18 protein-coding genes are annotated in these 21,276 nt (G+C 66.7%); 6 read left to right on the forward strand and 12 right to left on the reverse strand.

The annotated features are described in order from the left end of the window. The 4 genes from JYG32_RS18650 to JYG32_RS18665 form a co-directional block, all read right to left on the reverse strand. Nucleotides 1–906: a metal-dependent hydrolase gene (locus JYG32_RS18650; protein ID WP_174382439.1), complete on the reverse strand. Its 906-nt coding sequence runs from the start codon at nucleotides 904–906 to the stop codon at nucleotides 1–3. Then, nucleotides 903–1,838 (reverse strand): SDR family NAD(P)-dependent oxidoreductase, encoded by a 936-nt coding sequence (locus tag JYG32_RS18655; RefSeq protein WP_174382438.1) that lies wholly within the window; start codon nucleotides 1,836–1,838, stop codon nucleotides 903–905. The genes JYG32_RS18650 and JYG32_RS18655 overlap by 4 nt, the downstream gene beginning before the upstream one ends. A gap of 21 nt (nucleotides 1,839–1,859) precedes the next feature. Further along, nucleotides 1,860–3,443, reverse strand: coding sequence for a flavin-containing monooxygenase (locus tag JYG32_RS18660; protein ID WP_213266491.1), 1,584 nt, complete (start codon nucleotides 3,441–3,443; stop codon nucleotides 1,860–1,862). Between the two features lie 246 nt (nucleotides 3,444–3,689). Further along, the gene (locus JYG32_RS18665) at nucleotides 3,690–4,361 is read right to left on the reverse strand and encodes a lysoplasmalogenase (RefSeq protein ID WP_213266492.1); all 672 of its coding nucleotides are present in this window, start codon (nucleotides 4,359–4,361) and stop codon (nucleotides 3,690–3,692) included. Nucleotides 4,362–4,771: 410 nt separating this feature from the next. Here JYG32_RS18665 and speB point away from each other — a divergent pair, with 410 nt between their 5' ends. Both speB and JYG32_RS18675 read left to right on the forward strand, forming a co-directional pair. Then, the gene (gene speB / locus JYG32_RS18670) at nucleotides 4,772–5,740 is read left to right on the forward strand and encodes an agmatinase (RefSeq protein WP_213266493.1); all 969 of its coding nucleotides are present in this window, start codon (nucleotides 4,772–4,774) and stop codon (nucleotides 5,738–5,740) included. Between the two features lie 760 nt (nucleotides 5,741–6,500). Further along, the gene (locus tag JYG32_RS18675; RefSeq protein ID WP_213266494.1) at nucleotides 6,501–7,352 is read left to right on the forward strand and encodes a hypothetical protein; all 852 of its coding nucleotides are present in this window, start codon (nucleotides 6,501–6,503) and stop codon (nucleotides 7,350–7,352) included. A gap of 577 nt (nucleotides 7,353–7,929) precedes the next feature. Here the strand turns inward: JYG32_RS18675 and JYG32_RS18680 are convergent. The 4 genes from JYG32_RS18680 to JYG32_RS18695 form a co-directional block, all read right to left on the reverse strand. Then, nucleotides 7,930–8,910, reverse strand: a complete 981-nt coding sequence (locus tag JYG32_RS18680) for a sulfonate ABC transporter substrate-binding protein (protein ID WP_213266495.1) — start codon at nucleotides 8,908–8,910, stop codon at nucleotides 7,930–7,932. Nucleotides 8,911–9,033: 123 nt separating this feature from the next. Then, complete coding sequence (locus JYG32_RS18685; protein WP_174382432.1) at nucleotides 9,034–9,885, reverse strand: MerR family transcriptional regulator; 852 nt, start codon at nucleotides 9,883–9,885, stop codon at nucleotides 9,034–9,036. Nucleotides 9,886–9,894: 9 nt separating this feature from the next. Then, on the reverse strand, nucleotides 9,895–10,458 hold the full coding sequence (locus tag JYG32_RS18690) for a GNAT family N-acetyltransferase (RefSeq protein ID WP_213266496.1): 564 nt from the start codon (nucleotides 10,456–10,458) through the stop codon (nucleotides 9,895–9,897). Between the two features lie 97 nt (nucleotides 10,459–10,555). Further along, nucleotides 10,556–11,833 (reverse strand): AraC family transcriptional regulator, encoded by a 1,278-nt coding sequence (locus JYG32_RS18695; protein WP_249744816.1) that lies wholly within the window; start codon nucleotides 11,831–11,833, stop codon nucleotides 10,556–10,558. Nucleotides 11,834–12,002: 169 nt separating this feature from the next. Here JYG32_RS18695 and JYG32_RS18700 point away from each other — a divergent pair, with 169 nt between their 5' ends. Further along, a complete protein-coding gene (locus JYG32_RS18700) occupies nucleotides 12,003–13,367 on the forward strand; it encodes an MFS transporter (RefSeq protein WP_213266497.1) in 1,365 nt (454 codons plus the stop codon). 118 nt (nucleotides 13,368–13,485) lie between these two features. Continuing rightward, complete coding sequence (locus JYG32_RS18705) at nucleotides 13,486–14,571, forward strand: porin (protein ID WP_174382444.1); 1,086 nt, start codon at nucleotides 13,486–13,488, stop codon at nucleotides 14,569–14,571. 13 nt (nucleotides 14,572–14,584) lie between these two features. Here JYG32_RS18705 and JYG32_RS18710 read toward each other — a convergent pair whose 3' ends face one another. Beyond that, nucleotides 14,585–15,457 carry a LysR family transcriptional regulator gene (locus tag JYG32_RS18710; RefSeq protein WP_174382428.1) on the reverse strand — a complete coding sequence of 291 codons (873 nt, stop codon included), beginning with the start codon at nucleotides 15,455–15,457 and terminating at the stop codon, nucleotides 14,585–14,587. Between the two features lie 131 nt (nucleotides 15,458–15,588). Between JYG32_RS18710 and JYG32_RS18715 the strand changes: the two genes are divergently transcribed. Further along, on the forward strand, nucleotides 15,589–16,587 hold the full coding sequence (locus JYG32_RS18715) for a quinone oxidoreductase family protein (RefSeq protein ID WP_174382427.1): 999 nt from the start codon (nucleotides 15,589–15,591) through the stop codon (nucleotides 16,585–16,587). A gap of 101 nt (nucleotides 16,588–16,688) precedes the next feature. Here the strand turns inward: JYG32_RS18715 and JYG32_RS18720 are convergent, their stop codons facing one another. Next, the gene (locus JYG32_RS18720) at nucleotides 16,689–18,203 is read right to left on the reverse strand and encodes an MDR family MFS transporter (RefSeq protein WP_174382426.1); all 1,515 of its coding nucleotides are present in this window, start codon (nucleotides 18,201–18,203) and stop codon (nucleotides 16,689–16,691) included. 230 nt (nucleotides 18,204–18,433) lie between these two features. On the opposite strand from JYG32_RS18720, the gene JYG32_RS18725 reads away from it, so the two are divergent. Further along, nucleotides 18,434–19,993, forward strand: a complete 1,560-nt coding sequence (locus JYG32_RS18725; protein ID WP_174382425.1) for a methyl-accepting chemotaxis protein — start codon at nucleotides 18,434–18,436, stop codon at nucleotides 19,991–19,993. 56 nt (nucleotides 19,994–20,049) lie between these two features. On the opposite strand, the gene JYG32_RS18730 is transcribed toward JYG32_RS18725, so the two are convergent. Both JYG32_RS18730 and JYG32_RS18735 read right to left on the reverse strand, forming a co-directional pair. Continuing rightward, nucleotides 20,050–20,286 carry a hypothetical protein gene (locus tag JYG32_RS18730; protein ID WP_213266498.1) on the reverse strand — a complete coding sequence of 79 codons (237 nt, stop codon included), beginning with the start codon at nucleotides 20,284–20,286 and terminating at the stop codon, nucleotides 20,050–20,052. Nucleotides 20,287–20,526: 240 nt separating this feature from the next. Continuing rightward, nucleotides 20,527–21,189, reverse strand: a complete 663-nt coding sequence (locus JYG32_RS18735; RefSeq protein ID WP_213266499.1) for a hypothetical protein — start codon at nucleotides 21,187–21,189, stop codon at nucleotides 20,527–20,529. Nucleotides 21,190–21,276 lie beyond the last annotated feature (87 nt).

Below are 21,276 nucleotides of genomic sequence, written 5' to 3' on the forward strand. Positions count from 1 at the left end.
TCATGCCTGCGGAACCGGATGCAGCGGCACGCGGCGCGGGGCGGCCTGCGCCGCGTAGCGCGCGTTGGCCGCGTCGATGTTCTCGAGCAGCGTGTCGAGCCCCTGCAGGTACTGGTGGTTGTCGTGGTCCCACGGGTGGAAGCCCGGGCGGAAGTAGTCGAGCCATTCGCGCGCGATGCTCGGGAACACGCCGTGCTTCGGGCTGTACAGGTACTTCACGAGGCGCCACATGCCGCCGAACTTGCCGTGTTCGCGACGGTGCGCGCGCATCAGGCGCACGTGGAAGTCGAACACGATCGCCCAGAAGAACACGGTCGTCGTCAGCATCGTGCCGGTGCGCAGCAGGTAGCTGCCGAGGCCCGGTTTCATCACGGTGGTCCACACGTCGTAGGACACCGCCTTGTGCTCGGTTTCCTCCATCGCGTGCCACATCCACATCTGCTGGTAGCCTTCGACCGACCCGTCGATCCGGTGCTCGTGGCCCGACAGCAACTGGTTCGCGAGGATCGCCGTGTAGTGCTCGAGCGCGATCGTGATCGCGAGCTGCATCGAATGCGGCAGCGCCTTCTTGAACCAGCCGAGGATCGTCCACAGGCGCTTGTCGAGCTTGTGCGCGGGCAGGCCCGACGACTGCAGCAGGTCGTTGTATTCGATGTGCTCGCGCGTGTGCATCGCTTCCTGGCCGATAAAGCCGAGCACCTGCTTCTTCAGCTCGGGGTCCTCGATCCGGTCGCGGTAGTTGCGCACCGAATCCATGAAGAAGCGTTCGCCGGCCGGGAACAGCAGCGACAGCGCGTTCATGAAGTGCGTGACCGGTACGCCCTGCACATGCCAGTCCTTCGCGCGTTCCGGCGGCAGCGCGAAACGGATGTCGCGCCGCACGGGCATCATGTTCGGGGTTGTCATGATTGTTCTCCTCCCTGATTGCCTGCGTTGTTGTAGGTGGCGTGCAGCGGTGCGGGCGCCGGCGTGCCGCGCGCGGCGTCGCGGCGGGCCCTCGCGGCCTCGCGGCGCGTCGCGAGCACGACGAGCGCCTGGTACGCGGACGGCAGGACGCGCGCCATCCAGTCACCGGCCTTCGCATCGCGGCCGATCAGCACACGGCGCTTGTTACGGCGCACGCCGGCGAGGATCGTGCGCGCGGCGTCGTCGGCGGTCGTGATGAAGAACTTCTCGAACGTGTCCCGGCCTTGCTGCTCGCTCGCGACCATGAAGCCGACCATGTTCTTCGAGACGCGGCTGGCCTGCGCGATGTTCGTGCGGATGCCGCCCGGATGCACGCAGGTTGCCGACACGCCGCACTTCATCATGTCGAGTTCCTGGCGCAGCGATTCGGTGAAGCCGCGCACCGCGAACTTGGTCGCGTTGTAGCCGCTCATGCCCGGTTGCGCGAAGATCCCGAACAGGCTCGACGTGTTGATCACGTGACCGTCGCCCGATGCCTTAAGGTGCGGCAGGAACGCCTTCGTGCCGTGCACGACGCCCCAGAAATTGATGTTCACGATCCACTCGAGATCGCTGTATTCCATCCCTTCGATCGTGCTCGACAGCGCGACGCCCGCGTTGTTGAAGATCAGGTTGACCTTGCCGTGTTCCTGCGCGGTGTCGTCGGCCCACGCGAACATCGCGTCGCGGTCGCCGACGTCGAGCACGCGCGTCGACACGCGCACGTTCGGCGCGATCGCGCGGACGATCCGTTCGGTTTCGGCGAGGCCGACGCCGTTCTTGTCGGCGATCGACACATGGCAGCCGGCCTGCGCGAGCTGGATCGCGAGCGCGCGGCCCATGCCCGAGCCGGCACCCGTGATCGCGGCGACCTTGTTGGCGAAATCTCTCATGTCGGTTGCTCCTTGTCTGGCTCAGGCCGCTTCGGTGGAAGTGGAAGCGGAAGCGGCGGGCGCGGCGACGGGCCGCGCGATCGTGTCGTGCTGCGGTGCGCGATACGCGTGGTAATCGGCGATCGAGAAGCGTGCGGTTGCCTGGCGGAAGCACCACGTGAAGCCCGGCCACAGCGTCGTGTTCTTGCCCGTGCGCGGATCGAGGTACCAGCTCTTGCAGCCGCCCGTCGACCAGATCGCCTTCTTGAGCTTGCCCTGCAGGTCGCTGTTGAACTGCGCCTCGACGAGCGGGCGCACCTCGATCGCATCCGCACGCTCGCGGTGCATCGCCTGCAGCGCGCCGAGGATGTATTCGATCTGCGACTCGATCATGAACACCATCGAGTTGTGGCCGAGGCCCGTGTTCGGACCGACGATCATGAAGAAGTTCGGGTAGCCGGGCAGCGTCGAGCCGAGATACGCGTGCGCGCCGTCGCGCCATGCGTCGACGATGTCGAGGCCGCCGCGGCCGACGATCGCGCCGCGCGGATACGGATCGGCGACCTGGAAGCCGGTGCCGTAGATCAGGCAGTCGACTTCATGGCGGCGGCCGTCGGTCGTCACGACCGCGTCGGCTTCGATATGGTCGATGCCGGTCGTGATCACGTCGACGTTCTTGCGCGACAGCGCCGGGTAGTAGTCGTTCGAGATCAGCACGCGCTTGCAGCCGAGCGTGTAGTTCGGCGTGACGGTCTTGCGCAGTTCCGGATCGGGAATCTGCTTGCGGATATGGCGCAGCGCGAGCTTCTGCACGTTCTTCATCAGCGACGGGTGGATCGCGAAGCCGAGCACGCGCGATTCGAGCATCCAGTAGATGCCGCTGCGCACGGCCTTCTGCGTGAACGGCAGCGTGCGGAACAGCCACTTCTCGAACCCGGTCAGGTTGCGGTCGGGCTTCGGCATGATCCACGGCGGCGTGCGCTGGAACAGCGCGAGTTCCTTCACGCGCGGCGCGATCTGCGGCACGAACTGGATCGCGCTCGCGCCGGTGCCGATCACCGCGACGCGCTTGCCTTCGAGCGTGTAGTCGTGATCCCACTGCTGCGAATGGAACGCGCGGCCCTTGAAATTCTCGACGCCGGGAATCGCCGGCAGCGCGGCGCGCGACAGGCCGCCCATCCCCGACACCAGCACGCGCGCGGACAGCCGCTTGCCGTTCGCGAACGTGAGGCGCCAGCGCTGCGCGGCTTCGTCGTATTCGGCGCGCTGCAGTTCATGGTTCAGGCGCAGGTGCGGGCCGATCCCGAAGCGCTGCACGCAGTCTTCCAGATACGCGCGGATCTCCGGCTGCGGCGCGAACATGCGCGTCCAGCGCGGGTTCGGCGCGAACGAGAACGAATAGACGTGCGATTGCACGTCGCATGCACACCCGGGGTAATGATTGTCGCGCCACGTGCCGCCGACCGACGCGGCTTTCTCGAGGACGACGAAGTCGGTCAAGCCTGTTTGCCGCAGGCGGATCGCCATCCCGAGACCGGCGAAGCCGGTGCCGATGATGGCGATGTCGATGGTTTCGTCCAAGCCGTCGTGGCCGGGCGGACCGAAAGGCAACGTGCGAGCATTCATCCGGGTGTCTCCGATTTGGCTCATTTTTTAATGTTACATTGGTTGATGTAACGATAGTGGGTGAGCCCGGAAACCGCAAGAGGCTAGAAGCGCCGCTCTAAGGGCCGGAAGTCAGACGGGAAAAGGCTGAGCGGGGTTTGGAACGGGCCGTTTTCCGCATTGCGGAATTCACGGAGAGGCCCGTCGATGGGACAAGAGAAGGGCTGGACGAGACCGCCGGCGCGCGGCGGTCTGTTTGAAACGGAATCAGGGGCGGATCGATCGGGCGGCCGTCTCATGGAAAACCCCGGCCACGATCGTGACCTGTGCGAGCGCGTAGAGGCCCCAGATCAGGTAGTCGATGCCCGGAAAACCGCCGAGGAACCGGCCGACGCCGATCAGCGTATCGGAGCCGACGAAGATCAGGCTGCCGACGGCCACCAGCGGGCCGTGCGTGCGGGCGGCGAGCGCGAAGCTCGCCATCGCGCACAACACGAGCATGTAGACGGCGACCGGCGCCAGCAACTCGCCGAGGTGCGGCAGGAAGGCCAGGTAGAACGCCGGCGCGGCGATCCACAGCCCGACCAGCGCGACGATGCGCCAGCCGTGCGGCCACGCGCGCCAGCGCAGGAAGATCGCGCAGTAGCACAGGTGTGTGAGCAGGAATGCGCCGAGGCCGAGGACGAACGACAGCGGCCAGTCGGGCAGTGCGAGCAGCACGTCGCCGAGCACGGCGGTCGCGAGCGCCGCGCACAGCCACGCGCGTTCGCGCGGCGCACCGCAGGTGCTGCCTGCCGCGAGCAGCAGGATGCCCATCGCGGCTTTCGCGGCGGCCTGGCCCGGATAGGGCGCGGCGGCGAGCGACAGCCCGTACAGCAGCGCGGCGACGACGGCGAGCGGCCAGAGCCGGCGGTAGGTGGCGGGAAGCGTGGCGATCAAGGCGGGTGTCTCCGGATTGTTGTTGTCTGCGGTGGACGGCGCACCGTCGGCGGCGCGGCTGCGGCCATTATCCGGAAGAAAGGGCGGGCGAAAACCGGCGAATCCTTCTAGGACGCGGTCGGGATGGCACGCGCAGGCGCGTGCCCGCCGTCGCATCGATCCGGCGATGCGGGACTCCGATGCGCGGGTGCTGCCGCCGGATTTCTTCAACGCGTTGCCCCCGCTGAACCGGGGCAACGACTTCAATTCGGCTTGCTATGATCGCCGCGACATTGCCGTTGTCGTTGTCCCGCCCGGCCGCGCGACTGGATGCGCAAGCCGGTGCGTGCCCGATGAATCCATGCCGTGCCCGGCCCGCGCGCCCATGCAGCGCGGGGCGGAGCCGGTTCCCCACGAAAACAGGTCCGACCATGACCGAACTTCTCCACGGCGACGGCGCGATCCGTCGCACGACGCCGTACGGTTCCTCGATCGAAAACACCTATGCGGGCGTGCTGTCGTTCATGCGCCGCAATTATTCGCGCGTGCTGGACGGCGTCGACGTTGCGATTTCCGGCGTGCCGCTCGACCTCGCCACCACCTATCGCTCGGGCGCGCGGCTGGGGCCGGCCGCGATCCGCGCGGCGAGCGTGCAACTCGCGGAGCTCAATCCGTATCCGTGGGGCTTCGATCCGTTCGACGATCTCGCGGCCGTCGACTACGGCGACTGCTGGTTCGATGCGCACAACCCGCTGTCGATCAAGCCCGCGATCGTCGAGCATGCGCGCACGATCCTGCGCTCGGGCGCGAAGATGCTGACGCTCGGCGGCGACCACTACATCACGTATCCGCTGCTGGTCGCGCACGCGGAGCGCTACGGCAAGCCGCTGTCGCTGATCCATTTCGACGCGCACTGCGATACGTGGGCCGACGACGATCCGGACAGCCTCAATCACGGCACGATGTTCTACAAGGCCGTGAAGGAAGGGCTGATCGATCCCGCGACGTCGGTGCAGGTCGGCATCCGCACCTGGAATGACGATTTTCTCGGGATCGAGCGGCTCGATGCCGCGTGGGTGCACGACCATGGTTCGCGCGCGGCGGTCGAGCGAATCGTCGACATCGTCGGCGCGCGGCCGGCGTACCTGACGTTCGATATCGATTGCCTCGATCCGGCGTTCGCGCCCGGCACGGGCACGCCGGTCGCGGGCGGGCTGTCGTCCGCGCAGGCGCTCGCGATCGTGCGTGCGCTCGGCGTGGTGAATCTGGTTGGTGCGGATGTTGTCGAGGTGGCGCCTGCTTACGATCATGCGGACATTACGGCGATTGCGGCCGCGCATGTTGCTTGCGATTTGCTGTGTCTGTGGCGGCAGAAGAAGGTGGCGGGGGTGTTGAAGTAGGCCGGCGCGCACGACCACGCGATGCAGAAGGCCAGCGGGCAATTTTCCCGCCGGCCTTTTTTCATGCGCTGCGCGTGACTTCGCCGGATCGATGGCCGTGTGCTGATTGCCCGCCGTGGGATCAAGCGAGAAAGCCCTTCGCGGATTTGCGTGGATGGCGTTTCCCGACCCTGAAGCGACTTTCGATCTTCGGACTCGCAGCGGTCCGCTTGCAGGCGTCAAGCGGACCTTCGAGCTACTAGCGTGGCGCCTTCGCATCGACCAAAACCGCCGGCCGCGATCAGGCGGTTTGGGTCCATCAGGAGCGTCACTTGAAGCGTTCCCAACTGCTGCCCCGACACGAGGCGGACTTCCGGGATCGTATCGGGCGGATGACGGCGTGCTCTGAAGGAAGAGTATTGAAGGGCCTTTAGGCTTGCACCGACGGCGCCGCACATACTCCCGGCGCGTGCCTCTCTCTGGGAGACGTCAGCCACGCCCCCCCAATCCTCGATCATTGCCTGGATCCGCCGCTCCCTGCCCGGTGCAGGACCCGGGCAATTATTCGGAGCGCGTGCGCGTCAGTTCGAAAGAAATTGCAATCTATGTGGGCTCTTCCTAATATCCGCCAAACGTCAGGATGGGTAGAATTCCTGCCATCAGCATGGCTGCATTGCAATGCACAACCGTCGGCGCTTTGACCACACGCTCAGGCGGACAATGCCCACACCCTTGTCCTCTATCGCGCAAGGGTTTGAGGCAATCACGAGGGGGGAGCGCCATGGAGTTTTTGGAAAAAAACGTCGCGACGGAATTAATTGAGCGGAAGGATCACACCCTCGAACATGTTGGGTTGGATGGCGAGAGGCAAACGTATTTGCCGGCCAGGTCAATGTGGTTAAGGTTGGAACAGCTTCATGTGACGCAACAGCTCGCAGAGCCTCTGGACGCAGACAAACAGCCAACACTTACCACGTCGCTGCACGGAGTGGCGCGTCTCGATGGCCAGGAGTTGTCGATCATTGGCGACGCTGGACACGCGATGCGCGCCGTTGAAGTGTCCTTCGCTGCACGCGACGTCAGTAAGGCTGACCGGTTAGGTCTGCGCGAGTTGGAGGACGAACTCGGCATTTCGTTTGCCGACGTGCCGCTCGGTACTGCTCGTCTCGGTGCCAATCGGGCCGACGCAGAGACCGGCGAACCCGATCAGTGGTGGCTCGCCTGCCACATTCCCGAAGCCTGCATACATGCGCTTTCGAAGGCGATGTCTGATGGCCAGTTTGGCGCAGTCGAGTTGGGACTGGCGCTGCGGCATCTCTACACAGCTGAAAGTGCTATGGCTGACCCTCGGCGCGAGCCGAACCTTTTTCTCAGACCCAACAAAAGCGACGGCGCAATTGAATGTCCGGAAATCGCGATTGGCTACGTCACCCATCTTCGTATTGACCTCGCAACGGCTCAATTGCGTACCGCGGCGGCGAGCGGCGGTCGCGGTGATGAATCACCGGCGAACCCTGTCGCGGACGCAGTGAACTCACTGGCCCTTAAGCTCGCAGGTCTCATGACCACGGTAAGATGGATTGGCTTCTTCACCCTCATCTTGCTCTTTCTTGAAGTTCTCGAGAAGCTCTGATCAGGCACGCTCGAAAACATCGAACCACACACCGCAGTGTACGGAGTCGTGGCAATAATGCCCGCCGCCGACGACGTCCGTGCGGTATTTCCTCTTCGATAATGTTCACGTATCCGCTCATTTGTTAGCGAACAAGATACTCCCGGGAGTGTCAGCGCGACTCAAGACGGGTTACCCGGTTGCTTGCGAAACGACATATCTCGTTGCCATTCCAATGACAGCTCGGCGCCGCAAAGCGGACGCGGGAATATCTGGGCGGCAGTATTGGCGAAAGACCGTATATGGCCGAACGCAGAAGTACGAGTTCGGCCCGGCAGCGAGGTATGCGCACAATAGCCGAACTTCCGTAGCCGCCCCGCTGGACTACGCGCAGAAGAAGATTTCGGCAGGATGTGCTGCTACGGTCAACGCAAATACGTTGTTGGCAGGCGGCCGTCGTGAGGCGGCCGCTGCTCTTCAGTTTGTCGCGCCGACGGTTCGCCCCACGTTCCCTGAAAATTCGAGAAGAACCAAAAAAGGCCGACGGGCAGGGTGCCCGTCGGCCTTTTTTTCGAACGCGGGCGCGCTGCGCCGCGCGTTACTTCGCCACGAGCGCGGTCGCCACGCGCTTGTCGGTCCACGCGTTGTCCGCGACGCTCAGCTTCTGCGGAATCAGCTTCGCCGCATAAAACGCGTCGGCGACGCCCTGCTGAACCGCGACGATCTTCTCGTCGACCGGCACCGCCCCAAACGGCACGCGCTTGATCCACGTCTCGACGAGCGGGAGCGGCAGCCCGACCTTCGGCGCGATCAGCGTGGCGGTCTCCGCCGGATGCCCGTTGACCCACAGGCCCGTCTCGCGCGCCTGCTTCAGGATCGCGCCGACCACGTCGGCGTGCTGATCCGCGAAATCGCGCGTCGCCTCGTAGAAGTTGTTCGCCGGCGTGAGGCCCGTATAGTCGGACAGCGTGCGGATCTTCAGCGAATTCTGCGCGGCCGCGTAGTACGGATCCCAGACGGCCCACGCGTCCACATTGCCGCTTTCGAACGCGGCGCGCGCGTCGGCGGGCGGCAGGTACACGGGGCGGATCTCGTCGTAGCGCACGCCGGCCTTCTTCAGCGCCTCCAGCAGCAGGTAGTTCGCGCTCGAGCCTTTCTGCAGCGCGACCTTCTTGCCGCGCAACTCGGCGAGCGAGCGGATCGGCGAATCGGCCTTCACGAACACGGCTTCGTTGTGCGGCGACGGCGGTTCCGCGCCGACGTACACGAAGCGCACGCCGGCTGCCTGCGCGAACACGGGCGGCGGCGCGCCCGTATAGCCGAAGTCGATGCTGTTCGCGTTCAGCGCTTCGAGCAGTTGCGGGCCGGCCGGAAATTCGAACCACTGCACGCCATAGCCGAGCGGCTTGAGCCGCGCTTCGAGCGAGCCTTGCGCCTTGATGACCGACAACAGGCCGGCCTTTTGATAGCCGATGCGCACGACCTTGTCGGCGCCGCCCTGCGCGAAGGCCGACGCGGCGGCGACGGCGACGAGCGCCGTCGCGGCGGAGCGGGTGATCCAGCGGGTGAAACGAATCATCGAACGGACTCCATGCGAAACGTCTTCGGGGAGCGGCGTGCGCCGCTCGGTTGGAAGAATCGTCGCATGGGCGATCGCGCCCGCAAACGAAGCATTGCCGATATCAATATGACGGCGGCGGCCCTATGCTTTGTCGCCGTCGCCTTGCCTGTCGGGTGTATCGGGCGTGCCGGCCTGCCGTGCGGCCTCGTCGTCGCTGAGCTTCTTGTCGAGGATCGTCGCGACGCGGCCGCCGAGATAGGCGCTCGCCGCGGTTTCGAGTGCGCGGTTCGTCTCGCCTTCGACGAACACGGCCGCGAGCGGGCGCAGGCGCCAGATCGCGTCGACCAGTTCGGGCACGTCGGTGGCTGGCGGCAGCGTGCCGGCGTCGTAGCGGTCGAGCCGCTTCACGACGAGATCGACGAGCAGCCGCGCGATCGCGTCGAAGTGCGGCCGCGCGAGGCTGATCACGTCGAGCAGCTCGCGCGGCGGGATCCCTTCCTTCGTCATCGCGGCCGCCGCCTCGAGCAGCGCGGGGCTCTTCGCGACGAACGACAGGCCGCGCCGTTCGAGCAGGCCGAGCTCGGTCACGCGCGAAAGCTGCGTGGTCGCCTGCGGGCCGAACATCTGCGCGAGCGCGGCGAGCGAATAGGTTTTCGGCAGTTCGTGCGACCAGCGGCCGCCGATCGCGTTTTCGAGGCCGAGGATCGAACGCAGGTCGTGGCCTTCGTCGATCGCCTTGATCAGGTCCTGGATGTTCGACAGCGTGTAGCCGCGCGCGAGCAGGTGGTTGATCAGCTTCAGGCGCGCGACGTGCGTGTCGTCGTAGATGCCGACGCGCCCGCGCTTCTCGGGCGGCGCGAGCAGGCCGCGATCCTGGTATGCGCGGACGTTGCGCACGGTCGTGTCGGACACGCGCGCCAGTTCGTCGACCGTGTACTCGTTGCGGGAATCCGCCGCGGCCTCGTCGGGGGTGGAATGAGTCTGTTTTGACATGCGGCCATTCTAGCGCGACGCGGCAGGCTCGGGCGAGGCGGGGGGCGTGAGTGCACCGTCGCCGAGCGGCCGCTGCAGCAGCGCCGTGTCGATCCAGCGGCCGTGCTTGAAACCGGCCGCTTTCAGCATGCCGGCCGGCTCGAAGCCGAACGCGCGATGCAGCGACGTCGAGCCGCCGGTGCCGCCGTCGGCGATCACCGCGATCATCTGCCGCCACGGGCCGGCCTCGCAGCGCGCGATCAGCGCCGCGAGCAGTGCGCGGCCGATCCCGCGCCCGCGCTGCGCATCGTCGATGTAGATCGAATCCTCGATCGTGAAGCGGTATGCGCTGCGCGTGCGGTAAGGCGTCGCGTACGCGTAGCCGGCCACGCGGCCGTCGCATTGCGCGACGAGATACGGCAGCCCGTGGCGCAGTACCGCGTCGCGGCGCGCGCGCAGCTCGGCGGCGTCGGGCGGCGTTTCCTCGAACGACGCGACGCTGTGGCGGACGTGGTGCGCATAGATCGCGTGGATGGCGGCGAGATCGGCGTCGGTCGCGTCGCGGACGATGCAGGCGGCTGGCGTGGCGGACATGGTGACGGGGCGACAGGGCGGGGATGCGGGCAAACCATTACTATGCGGGCGATTGCCCGACGCGTAAAGCGGCGGCGCGCGTCCGGCGCCGCGGCGTTCAGTTCGGCGGCCGCTTCTTCTGTGTGTCGCGCGGCAGCTCGTCGAAGCGGGAGAAGTAGTACGCCGAAAAGCGGCCGAGATGCCCGAAGCCGAACGTCAGCGCCGTATCGGTGATGCTGGTCATCGGGTCGGTCAGCAAGTGCACGCGCGCGGCGTCCAGCCGGATGTTGCGCAGCAGCTCCATCGGGGTCGCGCCGTGATAGCGCCGACACAGCACGTTCAGCGTCCGCAGGCTGACGCCGGCCGCCCGGGCGAGATCCTCGAGCGAGATCGGCGCGCAGAGCCGCGCGTGGATGAATTCGTGCAGCGCATCCATCTGCCGGATGCCGCCGCGCGTTCCGGCGTTCGCCGGCGCGCCGCGCGCTTGCAGCGCCGGGCCGGCCAGCGCGGCGGCGGGTGAGGGCGGGCAATGCACGAGCAGGAATAGCGCGAGGCTTCGTTCGAAGTGGTCGCGCCATTCGGCCCGGATGGCGCCGTCGTCGGCAACGGCGAGCACGTTCAGCAGCGACTGCGCGATCAGATCCCATTGCGACGCCAGCGCCGTCGGCAACAGGAATCCCGGCGCGAGGCCGGGCGCCGCGTCGTCGGGCGGGCGGCCGGAGACCGCGCGCATCAGCGAATCGGGCACCTTGACGATCAGTTGCCGGGTGCCGGCCCGCCAGCGGAGGCGGATGTGCGTCCTCGGCGCCAGCACGGCGGTGCGCCCTTCGGATACACCCATCACGTGCCCGTCGCACTCGATTTCGGCGCCGCCCGCCAGCGACGTGTGGACGAGCGAAAAACCGTCGAACGGGCGCGGGGCAACCTCGACTTCGGCGCCGTACTGCAGCGCGTAGACGCTCAGATGATTCAGTTCTCCCTTGAAAAGCGCCGCGTCCGGCACACCCCGCTTCCAGCGCAGCGCATGCTCGGCCAGTTCCGCCGAGACCTGCGCGTGCGCATCCGTGCGCAAGCCGGATCGGAACACGCAATTCCGATACAGCGCGGACAGCACTTCCGCATTCGGGGTGAGGGGCATGGGGTGTCTCCTGTGTGGCGTTATTCGTGCAGCGCAACCGGCTGGCCGCGGATGCGCGTCGTGCCACATCGGTTTCTCTTGTGAGCGAGATATCCTGAAAGGATGATATTGATCTTCGTCAGGCTTGTCGAAAGTTTCGCAAGAATCGGATAGTCCCGCCCCCGCCGGGGAAAAATCCGGATAGCGCGCGGCGCGCGGCGCGAGAAAAAGCGGATTGAATTCGCGAGCGACGTGCAAATTCCGGATAGTGGGAATCATTGTGGCTTCCTACACTGCGCCGGCATCCGGAAGGAAAGCGGAGCATCTCACGACAATATTTCGTACAGCTACTAAATCGATGGGCTGAACGATCGTATTACTTCGAAAGCTTGTGATGCGACGGCTACTGCCGGGCCTGAATCCCATCTGGAAAAAGGAAGGAAGTTCCATGCGTCAAATCAATCTGCAGGCGCTCTCCGACGATGCGCGGCTGGGCCCGCTGCACGGCGTCGTGCTGTTCTGGTGCGCGCTGATCATCGTGTTCGACGGCTACGACCTCGCCGTGGCCGGTATCGCGCTGCCGGCGATCATGAACGAGATGGGCGTCAATCCGGCGCAGGCCGGTTTCATGGTCAGCTCGGCGCTGTTCGGCATGATGTTCGGCAACATCGTGTTCGGGACCGTCGCCGAGCGCATCGGGCGCCGCTGGGCCATCGCGATCTGCCTGACGTTGTTCAGCGTCTTTACCGCGGCGGCCGGGCTGGCGCCGACGCCGGCGCTGTTCGGTGCGGCCCGCTTCCTGGCGGGCATCGGCATCGGCGGCGTGATGCCGAACGTGATTGCCCACATGACCGAGTACGCACCGCGCCGCATGCGCAGCACACTGGTGACGCTGATGTTCAGCGGCTATTCCGTCGGCGGCATGCTGGCGGCGGTCATGGGCAAGGGGATGATCGAGGCATACGGGTGGCAGTCCGTGTTCGTCGCGGCGGCCGCGCCGGTGCTGCTCGTCCCGCTGCTCGTGAAATGGATGCCGGAATCGCTGCCGTTCCTGATCCGGCGCGGCAGGACCGACGAGCTCGCGCGCATCGCGCGCCGGCTCGATCCGGCGTACCGGCCCGAACCGGGCGACTGCTATGTCGTCCCGCGCGAGGGCAACGCGGGCAACGCGCCGGTTCGCCAGTTGTTCGACGACGGTCGCGGATTCAGCACGGTCATGTTCTGGATCGCCTGCTTCATGTGCCTGTTCATGGTGTATGCGCTCAGCTCGTGGCTGACCCGGCTGATGGCGAGCGCCGGCTACAGCCTCGGCTCCGCGCTGACGTTCGTGCTGGTGCTGAACGCCGGCGCGATGATCGGCGCGATCGGCGGCGGCTGGCTGGCCGATCGCTTTCCGATCAAGACGGTACTCGTGTCGATGTATCTGCTCGCCGCGGTGTCGATCACGCTGCTCGGCTACCGGATGCCGACCGCGCTGCTGTTCGTGCTGGTCGGCATCGCGGGCGCAACGACCATCGGCACGCAGATCGTCAATTGCGCGTATGCGGGGCAGTTCTACCCGATGGCGATCCGCTCGACCGGCATCGGCTGGACGTTGGGCGTGGGTCGCAGCGGCGCGATCCTGGCGCCGATCGTCATCGGTTTGCTGGTCGGCATCGAACTGCCGCTGGAACAGAACTTCATGGCGATCGGCCTGCCCGCGCTGGCGGCGGCCGTCGCGGTCGGCCTGATCGATCATCGTCGCTCGGCGTCGCATCGCGGCCGTCCGGCTTCCACACGCGAGCAGCAGGTGGCGCATGTCGAACAATCCTGAGCGGCGCATCGGCGGGGTGCGGGCGCACGGCCGGCGGCCGATCGCGTGCGGCAACGCGCTGTCGTTCGCCGCATGGAAAGACGCAGTCGTGCATATCGATTCGGGGGCGATCAAGGCGATGGTGAAGGGGCGTGCGCTCGCATGGGCGCTGACGGCGACATCGGGCCTTGCGCATGCGCAAGACGGCGTGACGCTGTACGGCATCGTCGATACCGGTATTTCGTACTACAACCATGCGGCGAAGGGCGGGGCTGCGGTGGGCATCCCGCACCTGACCGGCGAAGTACCGTCGCGGTGGGGCGTGAGGGGTACCGAAGACCTGGGCGGCGGCTACCGGGCGTTCTTCGTGCTGGAAAACGGCTTCCAGCCCGGCACGGGCGGGTTCAATTACGGCGGGCGGCTGTTCGGCCGGCAGGCGAACGTGGGGCTGAGCAGCGATGCCGGAACGCTCACGCTCGGCAGGCAAATGAACATGACGGCCTATGCGCTTGCCAACGCCGACGTGATCGGGCCGTCGATTCATTCGCCGAGCAGCTTCGACGCGTATCTGCCGAATGCGCGCAGCGACAACGCGATCGGCTATCTGGGCAAGTTCCGCGGGCTCACGCTCGGCGGCACCTACAGCTTCGGCCGCGACGCCGCCGGGCCGGCCGGGCCCTCGGCCACCGGCTGCGCGGGGCAGGTGCCGGGAAATCCGCTCGCGTGCCGGCAATATACGCTGCTGGTCGCATACGATGCGCCGCGCTTCGGCGTCGCGGCGTCCTACGACGTGAAGCGCGGCGGGGCGGGCGCAGCGGCGCCGCTCGACAGCAGCGCCCATACGAGCACGCACAGCGTCGTCGACGGCTACGCGGCGATGGGGCGCGCGAAGCTCGGCGCGGGATGGATCCGGAACAACGTTGCGGCGGCCACCCATTTGCAGACCGACATCTTCTTCGCCGGCGTTACCTATACGCTGACCCCGGCGGTATCGTTCGACGCGCAAGGCACGCGCTATCTGCAACGCGGGCCCGCGCGCAACGCGAACGCGACGCTGCTGGTCGGGCGCGCCAACCATCAGCTGTCCAAGCGGACGCGCGTCTACACGTCGGTCGGCTACATGCTGAACAGCGCGACGGCCGCCAAGGCGGTCGCCGCTGGCGGGACGGTCGACATGGGGCGGAACCAGCTGGGGATCATGGCCGGGCTGCAGCAGCGGTTCTGACGGGAGCGAGGAGTCAGAGCCGGCCGTCCGCTGCGCGAACCGCGTCGGCGATCGCGTCGGCGACGCGCTGCACGCGCGGTGACCGGCGCACGTCCGGGTGGACGACGAGCCAGATCTCGCGCTCGATGTCACAACGCGGCGCGGCCGTCAGCTCGATGAGCGGCGCACCGGCGTGCGCGGCCGGATCGTCGACGAGAAATCTCGGCAGCAACGCGACGCCGGCCCCCGCCGCGCACGCGCGATGCTGCGCCGCGAGGTCGTTCGCGACGAACGCGAAACGGCGCCCGGCCGCGAAGCGTTCGAGCCATTGCTGCTGCGGCGTTTGCGCGAGCGCGTCGTCGTAGCCGACGAACGGCCAGGTGTCGGGCGGCGCATCCGCCCATTCCGGCGACGCACACAGCGCGAAGCGCATCGTGCCGAGTCGGCGCGCGGCGAGGCCCGGCTCGCTCGGCCGCGACAGCCGCACCGCGAGATCGGCTTCGCGTGCGTACAGGTTCGCCGCATGCATTTCGCCCATCAGGTCGATCCGCAGCGCCGGCCATGCGCGCTGCGCGCGGGCAAGGCGCGGTGCGAGGAAATGGCTGGCGAACACCGGCGACGCCGACACGCGCACGACGCCGTCGAGCGCTGCCGCGCCCTGCGCGGCGCGCGCGAACGCATGAGCGTCGGCTTCGAGGCGCGCGGCGTGCTCGGCGAGGTGCAGCCCTTCGTCGGTCGGCGGCCAGCCGCGCGGCAGCCGGTCGAACAGCCGGATGCCGAGCGCGGACTCCAGCGCGTCGATGCGCCGCGCGATCGTCGAATGCTGGACCTGCAGCGCGCGTGCGGCGGCCGACAGGCTGCCGCCGCGCATCACCGCGAGGAAGGTGCGGATGTCGTCCCAGCTCATTGGCGACGCGGACGCGGGAACGGGAGCCTTATCGGTCGAATTTTGCACAGTAGATGGGCGATTAACGGGAATTCCGATCGATTATGCACGATGGGATGATCGTGTCACTTCATTCGATTGCGAGGAACGTCATGACCCAAACTGCCACCGCCATCCGGATCGGGATCGACCGCTACGGCGACGCCGGCGTGCTGCGCCGCGTCGATGCGCCCGTCGCGCCGCCCGGCGCCGGCGAGGTGCGGATTCGCCAGACCGCCGTCGGCGTGAATTTCGTCGACATCTATTTCAGGTCGGGGGCGCACGCATTGCCCGCGCTGCCGGACGCGCTCGGCGTCGAGGCGGCCGGCGTGATCGACGCGGTCGGGCCCGGCGTGACGGATCTCGTGCCGGGCCAGCGCGTCGCGTATGCGGGCATGCCGACCGGCAGTTATGCGAGCCTGCGGACGATGCCGGCCGGGCGCGTGGTGCCGATACCCGACGGCCTGAGCGACGACGCAGTCGCCGCCGGGCTGCTGAAAGGGATTACCGTTTACATGCTGCTGCATCGCGTCCGGCAGGTCGGCGCCGGCGACACGGTGCTCGTGCATGCGGCGGCCGGCGGCGTCGGGCTGCTTGCGACGCAGTGGGCGCGCGCGCTCGGTGCGCGGGTGATCGGCACGGTTGGGTCGGCCACGAAAGCCGCGCTCGTGCGCGCGCATGGCGCCGATGCGGTCGTCGATTATCGCGAGGAGGATTTCGTTGCGGCCGCGCGCGCGTTCGGCGGCGGCGCGGGTGTCGATTACGCGATCGACGGGATCGGCGGCGACGTGCTGACGCGCACGCTCGGCGCGATCCGGCCGTTCGGGATGGTCGCGAGCATCGGGCAGGTTGCCGCGATCGGTGCTCGGCAGACGTTCGATCTCGACGAACTGGGGCCGGCCCGTTCGATTGCGCTCGCGCGGCCGAGCGTGCTCGGCTTCATCGCGCGCGACGTGGCCGGATATCGGGAAGCCGCACGCGCGACGCTCGACCGGCTGGCTGGCGGGATGCACGTCGAGATCGGCGCGCGGCTGCCGCTCGAACAGGCGGCCGATGCGCACCGGTTGCTGGAGTCGCGGGCAACGACGGGGGCGGTGGTGCTGGTGCCGTAACGGCGGGCCGCCGTGGATGGATTGCGATGCGGATCAAAGGCCGCGTCGCGGCGCGCTTCCGGTACCGGTCGCGGCGCGGCTTGGCGTAGCTCGCATGCCGGTCAGTTGTGCTTGCGCAGCGGCGCATCCTCGACGAACCACGCGAGCACGAACGCGACCGCGACCACGGTGGCCGCCGCGAGATACACGACGTGCAGCGAGCCCGCGAATGCATGCAGGTACGCATCGCGCACCGCATCCGGCAACTGGTGCACGGCGCCGGGGCCGAGCGCGGGCGGCAGCTCCGTACCGGCCGGCAGCGCCTGCAGCATCCGCGCCTGCAGCCCGTGCGAGAACAGCGCGCCGAACGCCGCGACGCCGATCGAGCTGCCGATCGAGCGGAACAGCGTCGCGCCCGATGTCGCGACGCCCATGTGCCGGAACTCGACCGTGTTCTGCACCGCGAGCGTGAGCACGGGCATCACCATCCCGAGACCGATCCCGAGCAGCGCCATGTAGGCGTACATCGTATGCAGCGGCGTATCGAGCGACAGCGTCGACAGCAGCGCCAGCGCGATCCCGCCGATCAGCGTGCCCGCGATCGGAAACATCCGGTACGAGCCGAGCCGCGAGATCAGCCGGCCGCTGATGACCGACATCGCGAGCATCCCGCCCATCATCGGCAGCAACTGCATCCCGGCCTGCGACGGCGTCGAGCCCTTCACGACCTGCAGATAGAGCGGAATGAACGTGACCGAGCCGAACAGCGCGGTGCCGACCACGAAGCCGATCAGGCTGACCAGCACGAAGGTGCGATGGCGGAACAGTTCGAGCGGGATGATCGGCTCGGCCGCGAGCCGTTCTTCGTAGATGAAGCCGCCGATCGCGACGAGGCCGAGCACGAGCGTCATCCACAGTTGCGGCGACGTCCACGGCAGCAGCGAGCCGCCTTCGCTCGTGAACAGGATCACGCAGGTGAGGGCGGTCGCGAGGAACGCGGCGCCCATGTAGTCGATCCGGTGCTTCACGTGCGCGGTGTGCGGCCGGAACGCGATGCCGATCACCGCGAGCGCGAGAAAGCCGAGCGGCAGGTTGATCGTGAAGATCCAGCGCCACGACAGGTGCTCGACCAGGAAGCCGCCGAGCAGCGGGCCGACGATCGTCGCGAGGCCGTAGACGCCGCCGAACATCCCCTGGTAGCGCGCCCGGCGATCGGGCGGGACCAGATCGCCGATCGCGGCCATCGTGACGACCATCAGGCCGCCGCCGCCAAGCCCCTGCAGCGCGCGCAGCACGATCAGTTGCGTCATGTCCTGCGCGACGCCGCACAGCGCGGAGCCGGCGAGGAACAGCACGATCGCGGCCTGCAGCACGATCTTGCGGCCGTACAGGTCGCCGAGCTTGCCGTACAGCGGCAGCACGACGGTGGACGACAGCAGGTACGCGGTGACGACCCACGACAACTGGTCGAGCCCGCCGAGCTCGCCGACGATCGTCGGCAGCGCGGTCGACACGATCGTCTGGTCGAGCGCGGACAGCAGCATGACGAGCAGCAGCGCGGCGACGATCAGCCCGGTCGGCGCGTCGCGGCGGGCCGTTTCGGCGGCCGGCGGAGTAAGGAGGGTATCGGTTGTCATCGAGATGTCTGCCATGGCAGGGAATTGGTTCGAAATATAGCGACCAGTGATTGACTAGTCAATTTCTGCCCAGCCTCGATATGTTGCAACTGTAACAGGAGGTTGCCGGCGTGAAAATTGACCGGGATCAGACGGAAAGCGGGGACGGACTCAAGTTTTCTGCAGGCAATCCGTAATCCAGAGTGCCGCGGACCGATTGCCGCGGCATTTTTCATCGCTCACGTGCCGCCATGAACCTGAACGCCCTGTTTTCCCGTTTCTCGATCCGTACGCGGATCTTCTCCACGCTCGGTCTCGTCGCCGTGCTGCTCGTCGTGTCGGGGCTGATCGGCCTCGCCGGCATGCAGAGCTCGAACCGCGCGCTCGACGAGGCCTATACGCAGCAACTGGCTGCGAAGACCGCGTTGTCTGCGGCGAGCCTGAACCTGACGATCGTGCGTACGACGCTCGACCGCGCACTGCTGCATCCGGAAGCGCCAGACGTGCCCGATCTCGTCAAGAAGGCCGAGAACTATCTCGCGAAGGCCGACACCGCGTGGCGCAGCTACGCGGCGATGCCGCACGACGGCGACGAAGGCCCGCTCGCGAGCCGTCTCGACGCCGCGCGCCAGGCGCTGATCGGGCAGGCGCTGAAGCCGCTGATCGACGCGATCCGCGACGGCCGGCGCGACGAGGCCGACCGCTTGCTGATGGCGGTCGCGCCGCCGCTGTCGGTCGCGCTCACGCAGGCGACCGATGCGCTCGATACGTACCAGGCGGCGCGCGGCAAGGATGTCTACGACACCGCGCAGACCTATTACGGCTGGATGCGCGCAGGCGCGATCGCGGGTATCGCGTTCGGCCTGGCCGCCTGCGTCGGCTGCGCGATCGGCCTGCATTACGCGATCACGCAGCCCGTGAACCGGTTGCTGTCGCATTTCCGCCGCCTGTCGGACGGCGACCTGACGTCGGAAGTGCGCTGGTCGTCGCGCGACGAGATGGCCGAGCTGGTCAAGGGCGTGACGGGCATGCAGCGCAGCCTCGCGGATACGGTGCGCCAGGTCAGCCAGGGTTCCGAAGCGATCTCGACGGCGACGCACCAGATCGCGGCCGGCAATACCGACCTGTCGCAGCGCACCGAGGAACAGGCGTCCGCGCTGCAGGAAACGGCCGCGAGCATGGAGCAACTGACGGCGACCGTGAAGCAGAACGCCGATCATGCGCTCGAGGCGCAGGCCTGCGCGGACAGCGCGAGCGAGATCGCGATGCGCGGCGCGACGGTGGTCGGCGAGGTGATCGGCACGATGAACGAGATCGACCACAGCTCGCAGAAGGTCGCCGACATCATCGGCACGATCGAAGGCATCGCGTTCCAGACCAACATCCTCGCGCTGAACGCGGCGGTCGAAGCCGCACGCGCAGGCGAGCAGGGCCGTGGCTTCGCGGTGGTAGCGGGCGAGGTTCGCACGCTCGCGCAACGCTCGGCGTCCGCGGCGAAGGAAATCCGCACGCTGATCGGCGAATCGGTCGAGCGCGTCGCGAACGGCTCGCGGCTCGTCGGTGTGGCCGGCACGACGATGCAGGACATCCAGCAGGCGATCGGGCGCGTGACGGGGATCATGACGGAGATCGCGGCCGCATCGAGCGAACAGCGCGACGGGATCGAGCAGGTGAATCGCGCGGTGTCGCAGATGGACCAGGTGTCGCAGCAGAATGCGGCGCTCGTCGAACAGGCCGCGGCTGCGGCGGCGTCGCTGGAAGAGCAGGCGGACGGGTTGCGTCGCGCGGTGGGGGCGTTCCGGGTGGCGTGAGCGGGCGCGTGTCGAATGGTGGCGGGTTTGTCGGTTGGCGCGACCCGCCTCACGGATCAGTCCGTGTTCTCGCGGATGATCTGGTCGAGCAGATCGGCGGCATCCGACGGCTCCTCCGATCCCGTGAACGTACACACTTCGATGTGCCCGTCACGAAACACGTCCACCTCGACGCGCATGCCGACAACGGTGATCGAGACCAGCACGCTATCGGATCGATTACGGCTCAAGGTGTAGTGAATTTTCGCGGTATCGAGCCGGTCGAGCAGGTCGAACAAGGTGTTTGTGGTCATGGTGCAGATTACCTATTTCTTAAACCGATTGTCGTTCAGCAACTTCAGTGCTTTGCGCGCGGCCTTGACGCCGTCGTTTGCATCGTCCTGAATCTTGTTCAATGGGGAATTCAGATATTGTCCGGGGAATTCTCGCAATACGGTCCCTTTGCATTCAGACGAGATGATGTCGCATGCCATCATGCCACCCCGATCCAATGCTGCGAGCTGTCCTATGCCATCCGCCGCTTCGCTTCCTGCTTATGAGAACAATTGCGCTTCACCGAGCAGACCGGCGGAAGCAATTTGGTCATCTGCTTGCGCGACGATTCCGCGGGACGCCAAGCTACCATCGACAACGCTTTGCAAATAGCTGAAAAGCTCGTCGGCACTCACGTCGCTAGGGATCGCCCAGCTACAGGCAGTCGCTGCAGCGTCGGCCAGCGGCGATTGCAGGCTGATCGGATTGCCGCTTGCGAGATCAGAGAATGGCCGATATGACGGTCCAGCCATCATCGCTCGCCGTGTAGTGGGGAGAGCGACACTGGCGTCGCCCGATTGGGTGGTTGATCGCTCGATCAGGACGGAAACACGTCCGCTTCGTATGGCCGAGCGAAGCGCCGCGACAGCATCGCCGACGGCCACGCCATCCGCGCTATACGATGCATGAAGACCAAGCCGTCGAATATGGTCCAGCGCCCTATGGGTTTCATTCCCAACACCTACCGTCGGCCAAACCCGCAGGAACTCGTCTGCATCTCGTCTCTGCCGGAACGTCAACGCGCCTGGAGAAACGAGTCTGTTCAAGGTGGCTTGCCTGCCGAAACACAATTCGATTTTCACTGCAGCCATCGGCCGACGCCTTTCAAATGGCATACGGAATGGCTTGGCATCGTAACGACAGGCCGCAAGCGGATAAACCATCAGGTATTGCAGGAACCGCGCGAAAGGCGGGTGGCTCAGGGCGCGGGGCAGAAAGAAATGTGCCCGATTGTGTCGACGAGCATCACG

Source organism: Burkholderia pyrrocinia (assembly GCF_018417535.1).
Taxonomy (GTDB): domain Bacteria; phylum Pseudomonadota; class Gammaproteobacteria; order Burkholderiales; family Burkholderiaceae; genus Burkholderia; species Burkholderia pyrrocinia_E.

Excerpts from the sequence above, each read along its gene's own strand:
- JYG32_RS18650 (WP_174382439.1), bottom strand. The coding sequence starts at position 906 with ATGACAACCCCGAACATGATGCCCGTGCGGCGCGACATCCGTTTCGCG.
- JYG32_RS18655 (WP_174382438.1), bottom strand. The coding sequence starts at position 1,838 with ATGAGAGATTTCGCCAACAAGGTCGCCGCGATCACGGGTGCCGGCTCG.
- JYG32_RS18660 (WP_213266491.1), bottom strand. The coding sequence starts at position 3,443 with ATGAATGCTCGCACGTTGCCTTTCGGTCCGCCCGGCCACGACGGCTTG.
- speB (WP_213266493.1), top strand. The coding sequence starts at position 4,772 with ATGACCGAACTTCTCCACGGCGACGGCGCGATCCGTCGCACGACGCCG.
- JYG32_RS18675 (WP_213266494.1), top strand. The coding sequence starts at position 6,501 with ATGGAGTTTTTGGAAAAAAACGTCGCGACGGAATTAATTGAGCGGAAG.
- JYG32_RS18680 (WP_213266495.1), bottom strand. The coding sequence starts at position 8,910 with ATGATTCGTTTCACCCGCTGGATCACCCGCTCCGCCGCGACGGCGCTC.
- JYG32_RS18685 (WP_174382432.1), bottom strand. The coding sequence starts at position 9,885 with ATGTCAAAACAGACTCATTCCACCCCCGACGAGGCCGCGGCGGATTCC.
- JYG32_RS18690 (WP_213266496.1), bottom strand. The coding sequence starts at position 10,458 with ATGTCCGCCACGCCAGCCGCCTGCATCGTCCGCGACGCGACCGACGCC.
- JYG32_RS18695 (WP_249744816.1), bottom strand. The coding sequence starts at position 11,833 with ATGATTCCCACTATCCGGAATTTGCACGTCGCTCGCGAATTCAATCCG.
- JYG32_RS18700 (WP_213266497.1), top strand. The coding sequence starts at position 12,003 with ATGCGTCAAATCAATCTGCAGGCGCTCTCCGACGATGCGCGGCTGGGC.
- JYG32_RS18705 (WP_174382444.1), top strand. The coding sequence starts at position 13,486 with ATGGTGAAGGGGCGTGCGCTCGCATGGGCGCTGACGGCGACATCGGGC.
- JYG32_RS18710 (WP_174382428.1), bottom strand. The coding sequence starts at position 15,457 with ATGAGCTGGGACGACATCCGCACCTTCCTCGCGGTGATGCGCGGCGGC.
- JYG32_RS18715 (WP_174382427.1), top strand. The coding sequence starts at position 15,589 with ATGACCCAAACTGCCACCGCCATCCGGATCGGGATCGACCGCTACGGC.
- JYG32_RS18720 (WP_174382426.1), bottom strand. The coding sequence starts at position 18,203 with ATGACAACCGATACCCTCCTTACTCCGCCGGCCGCCGAAACGGCCCGC.
- JYG32_RS18725 (WP_174382425.1), top strand. The coding sequence starts at position 18,434 with ATGAACCTGAACGCCCTGTTTTCCCGTTTCTCGATCCGTACGCGGATC.
- JYG32_RS18730 (WP_213266498.1), bottom strand. The coding sequence starts at position 20,286 with ATGACCACAAACACCTTGTTCGACCTGCTCGACCGGCTCGATACCGCG.
- JYG32_RS18735 (WP_213266499.1), bottom strand. The coding sequence starts at position 21,189 with ATGGTTTATCCGCTTGCGGCCTGTCGTTACGATGCCAAGCCATTCCGT.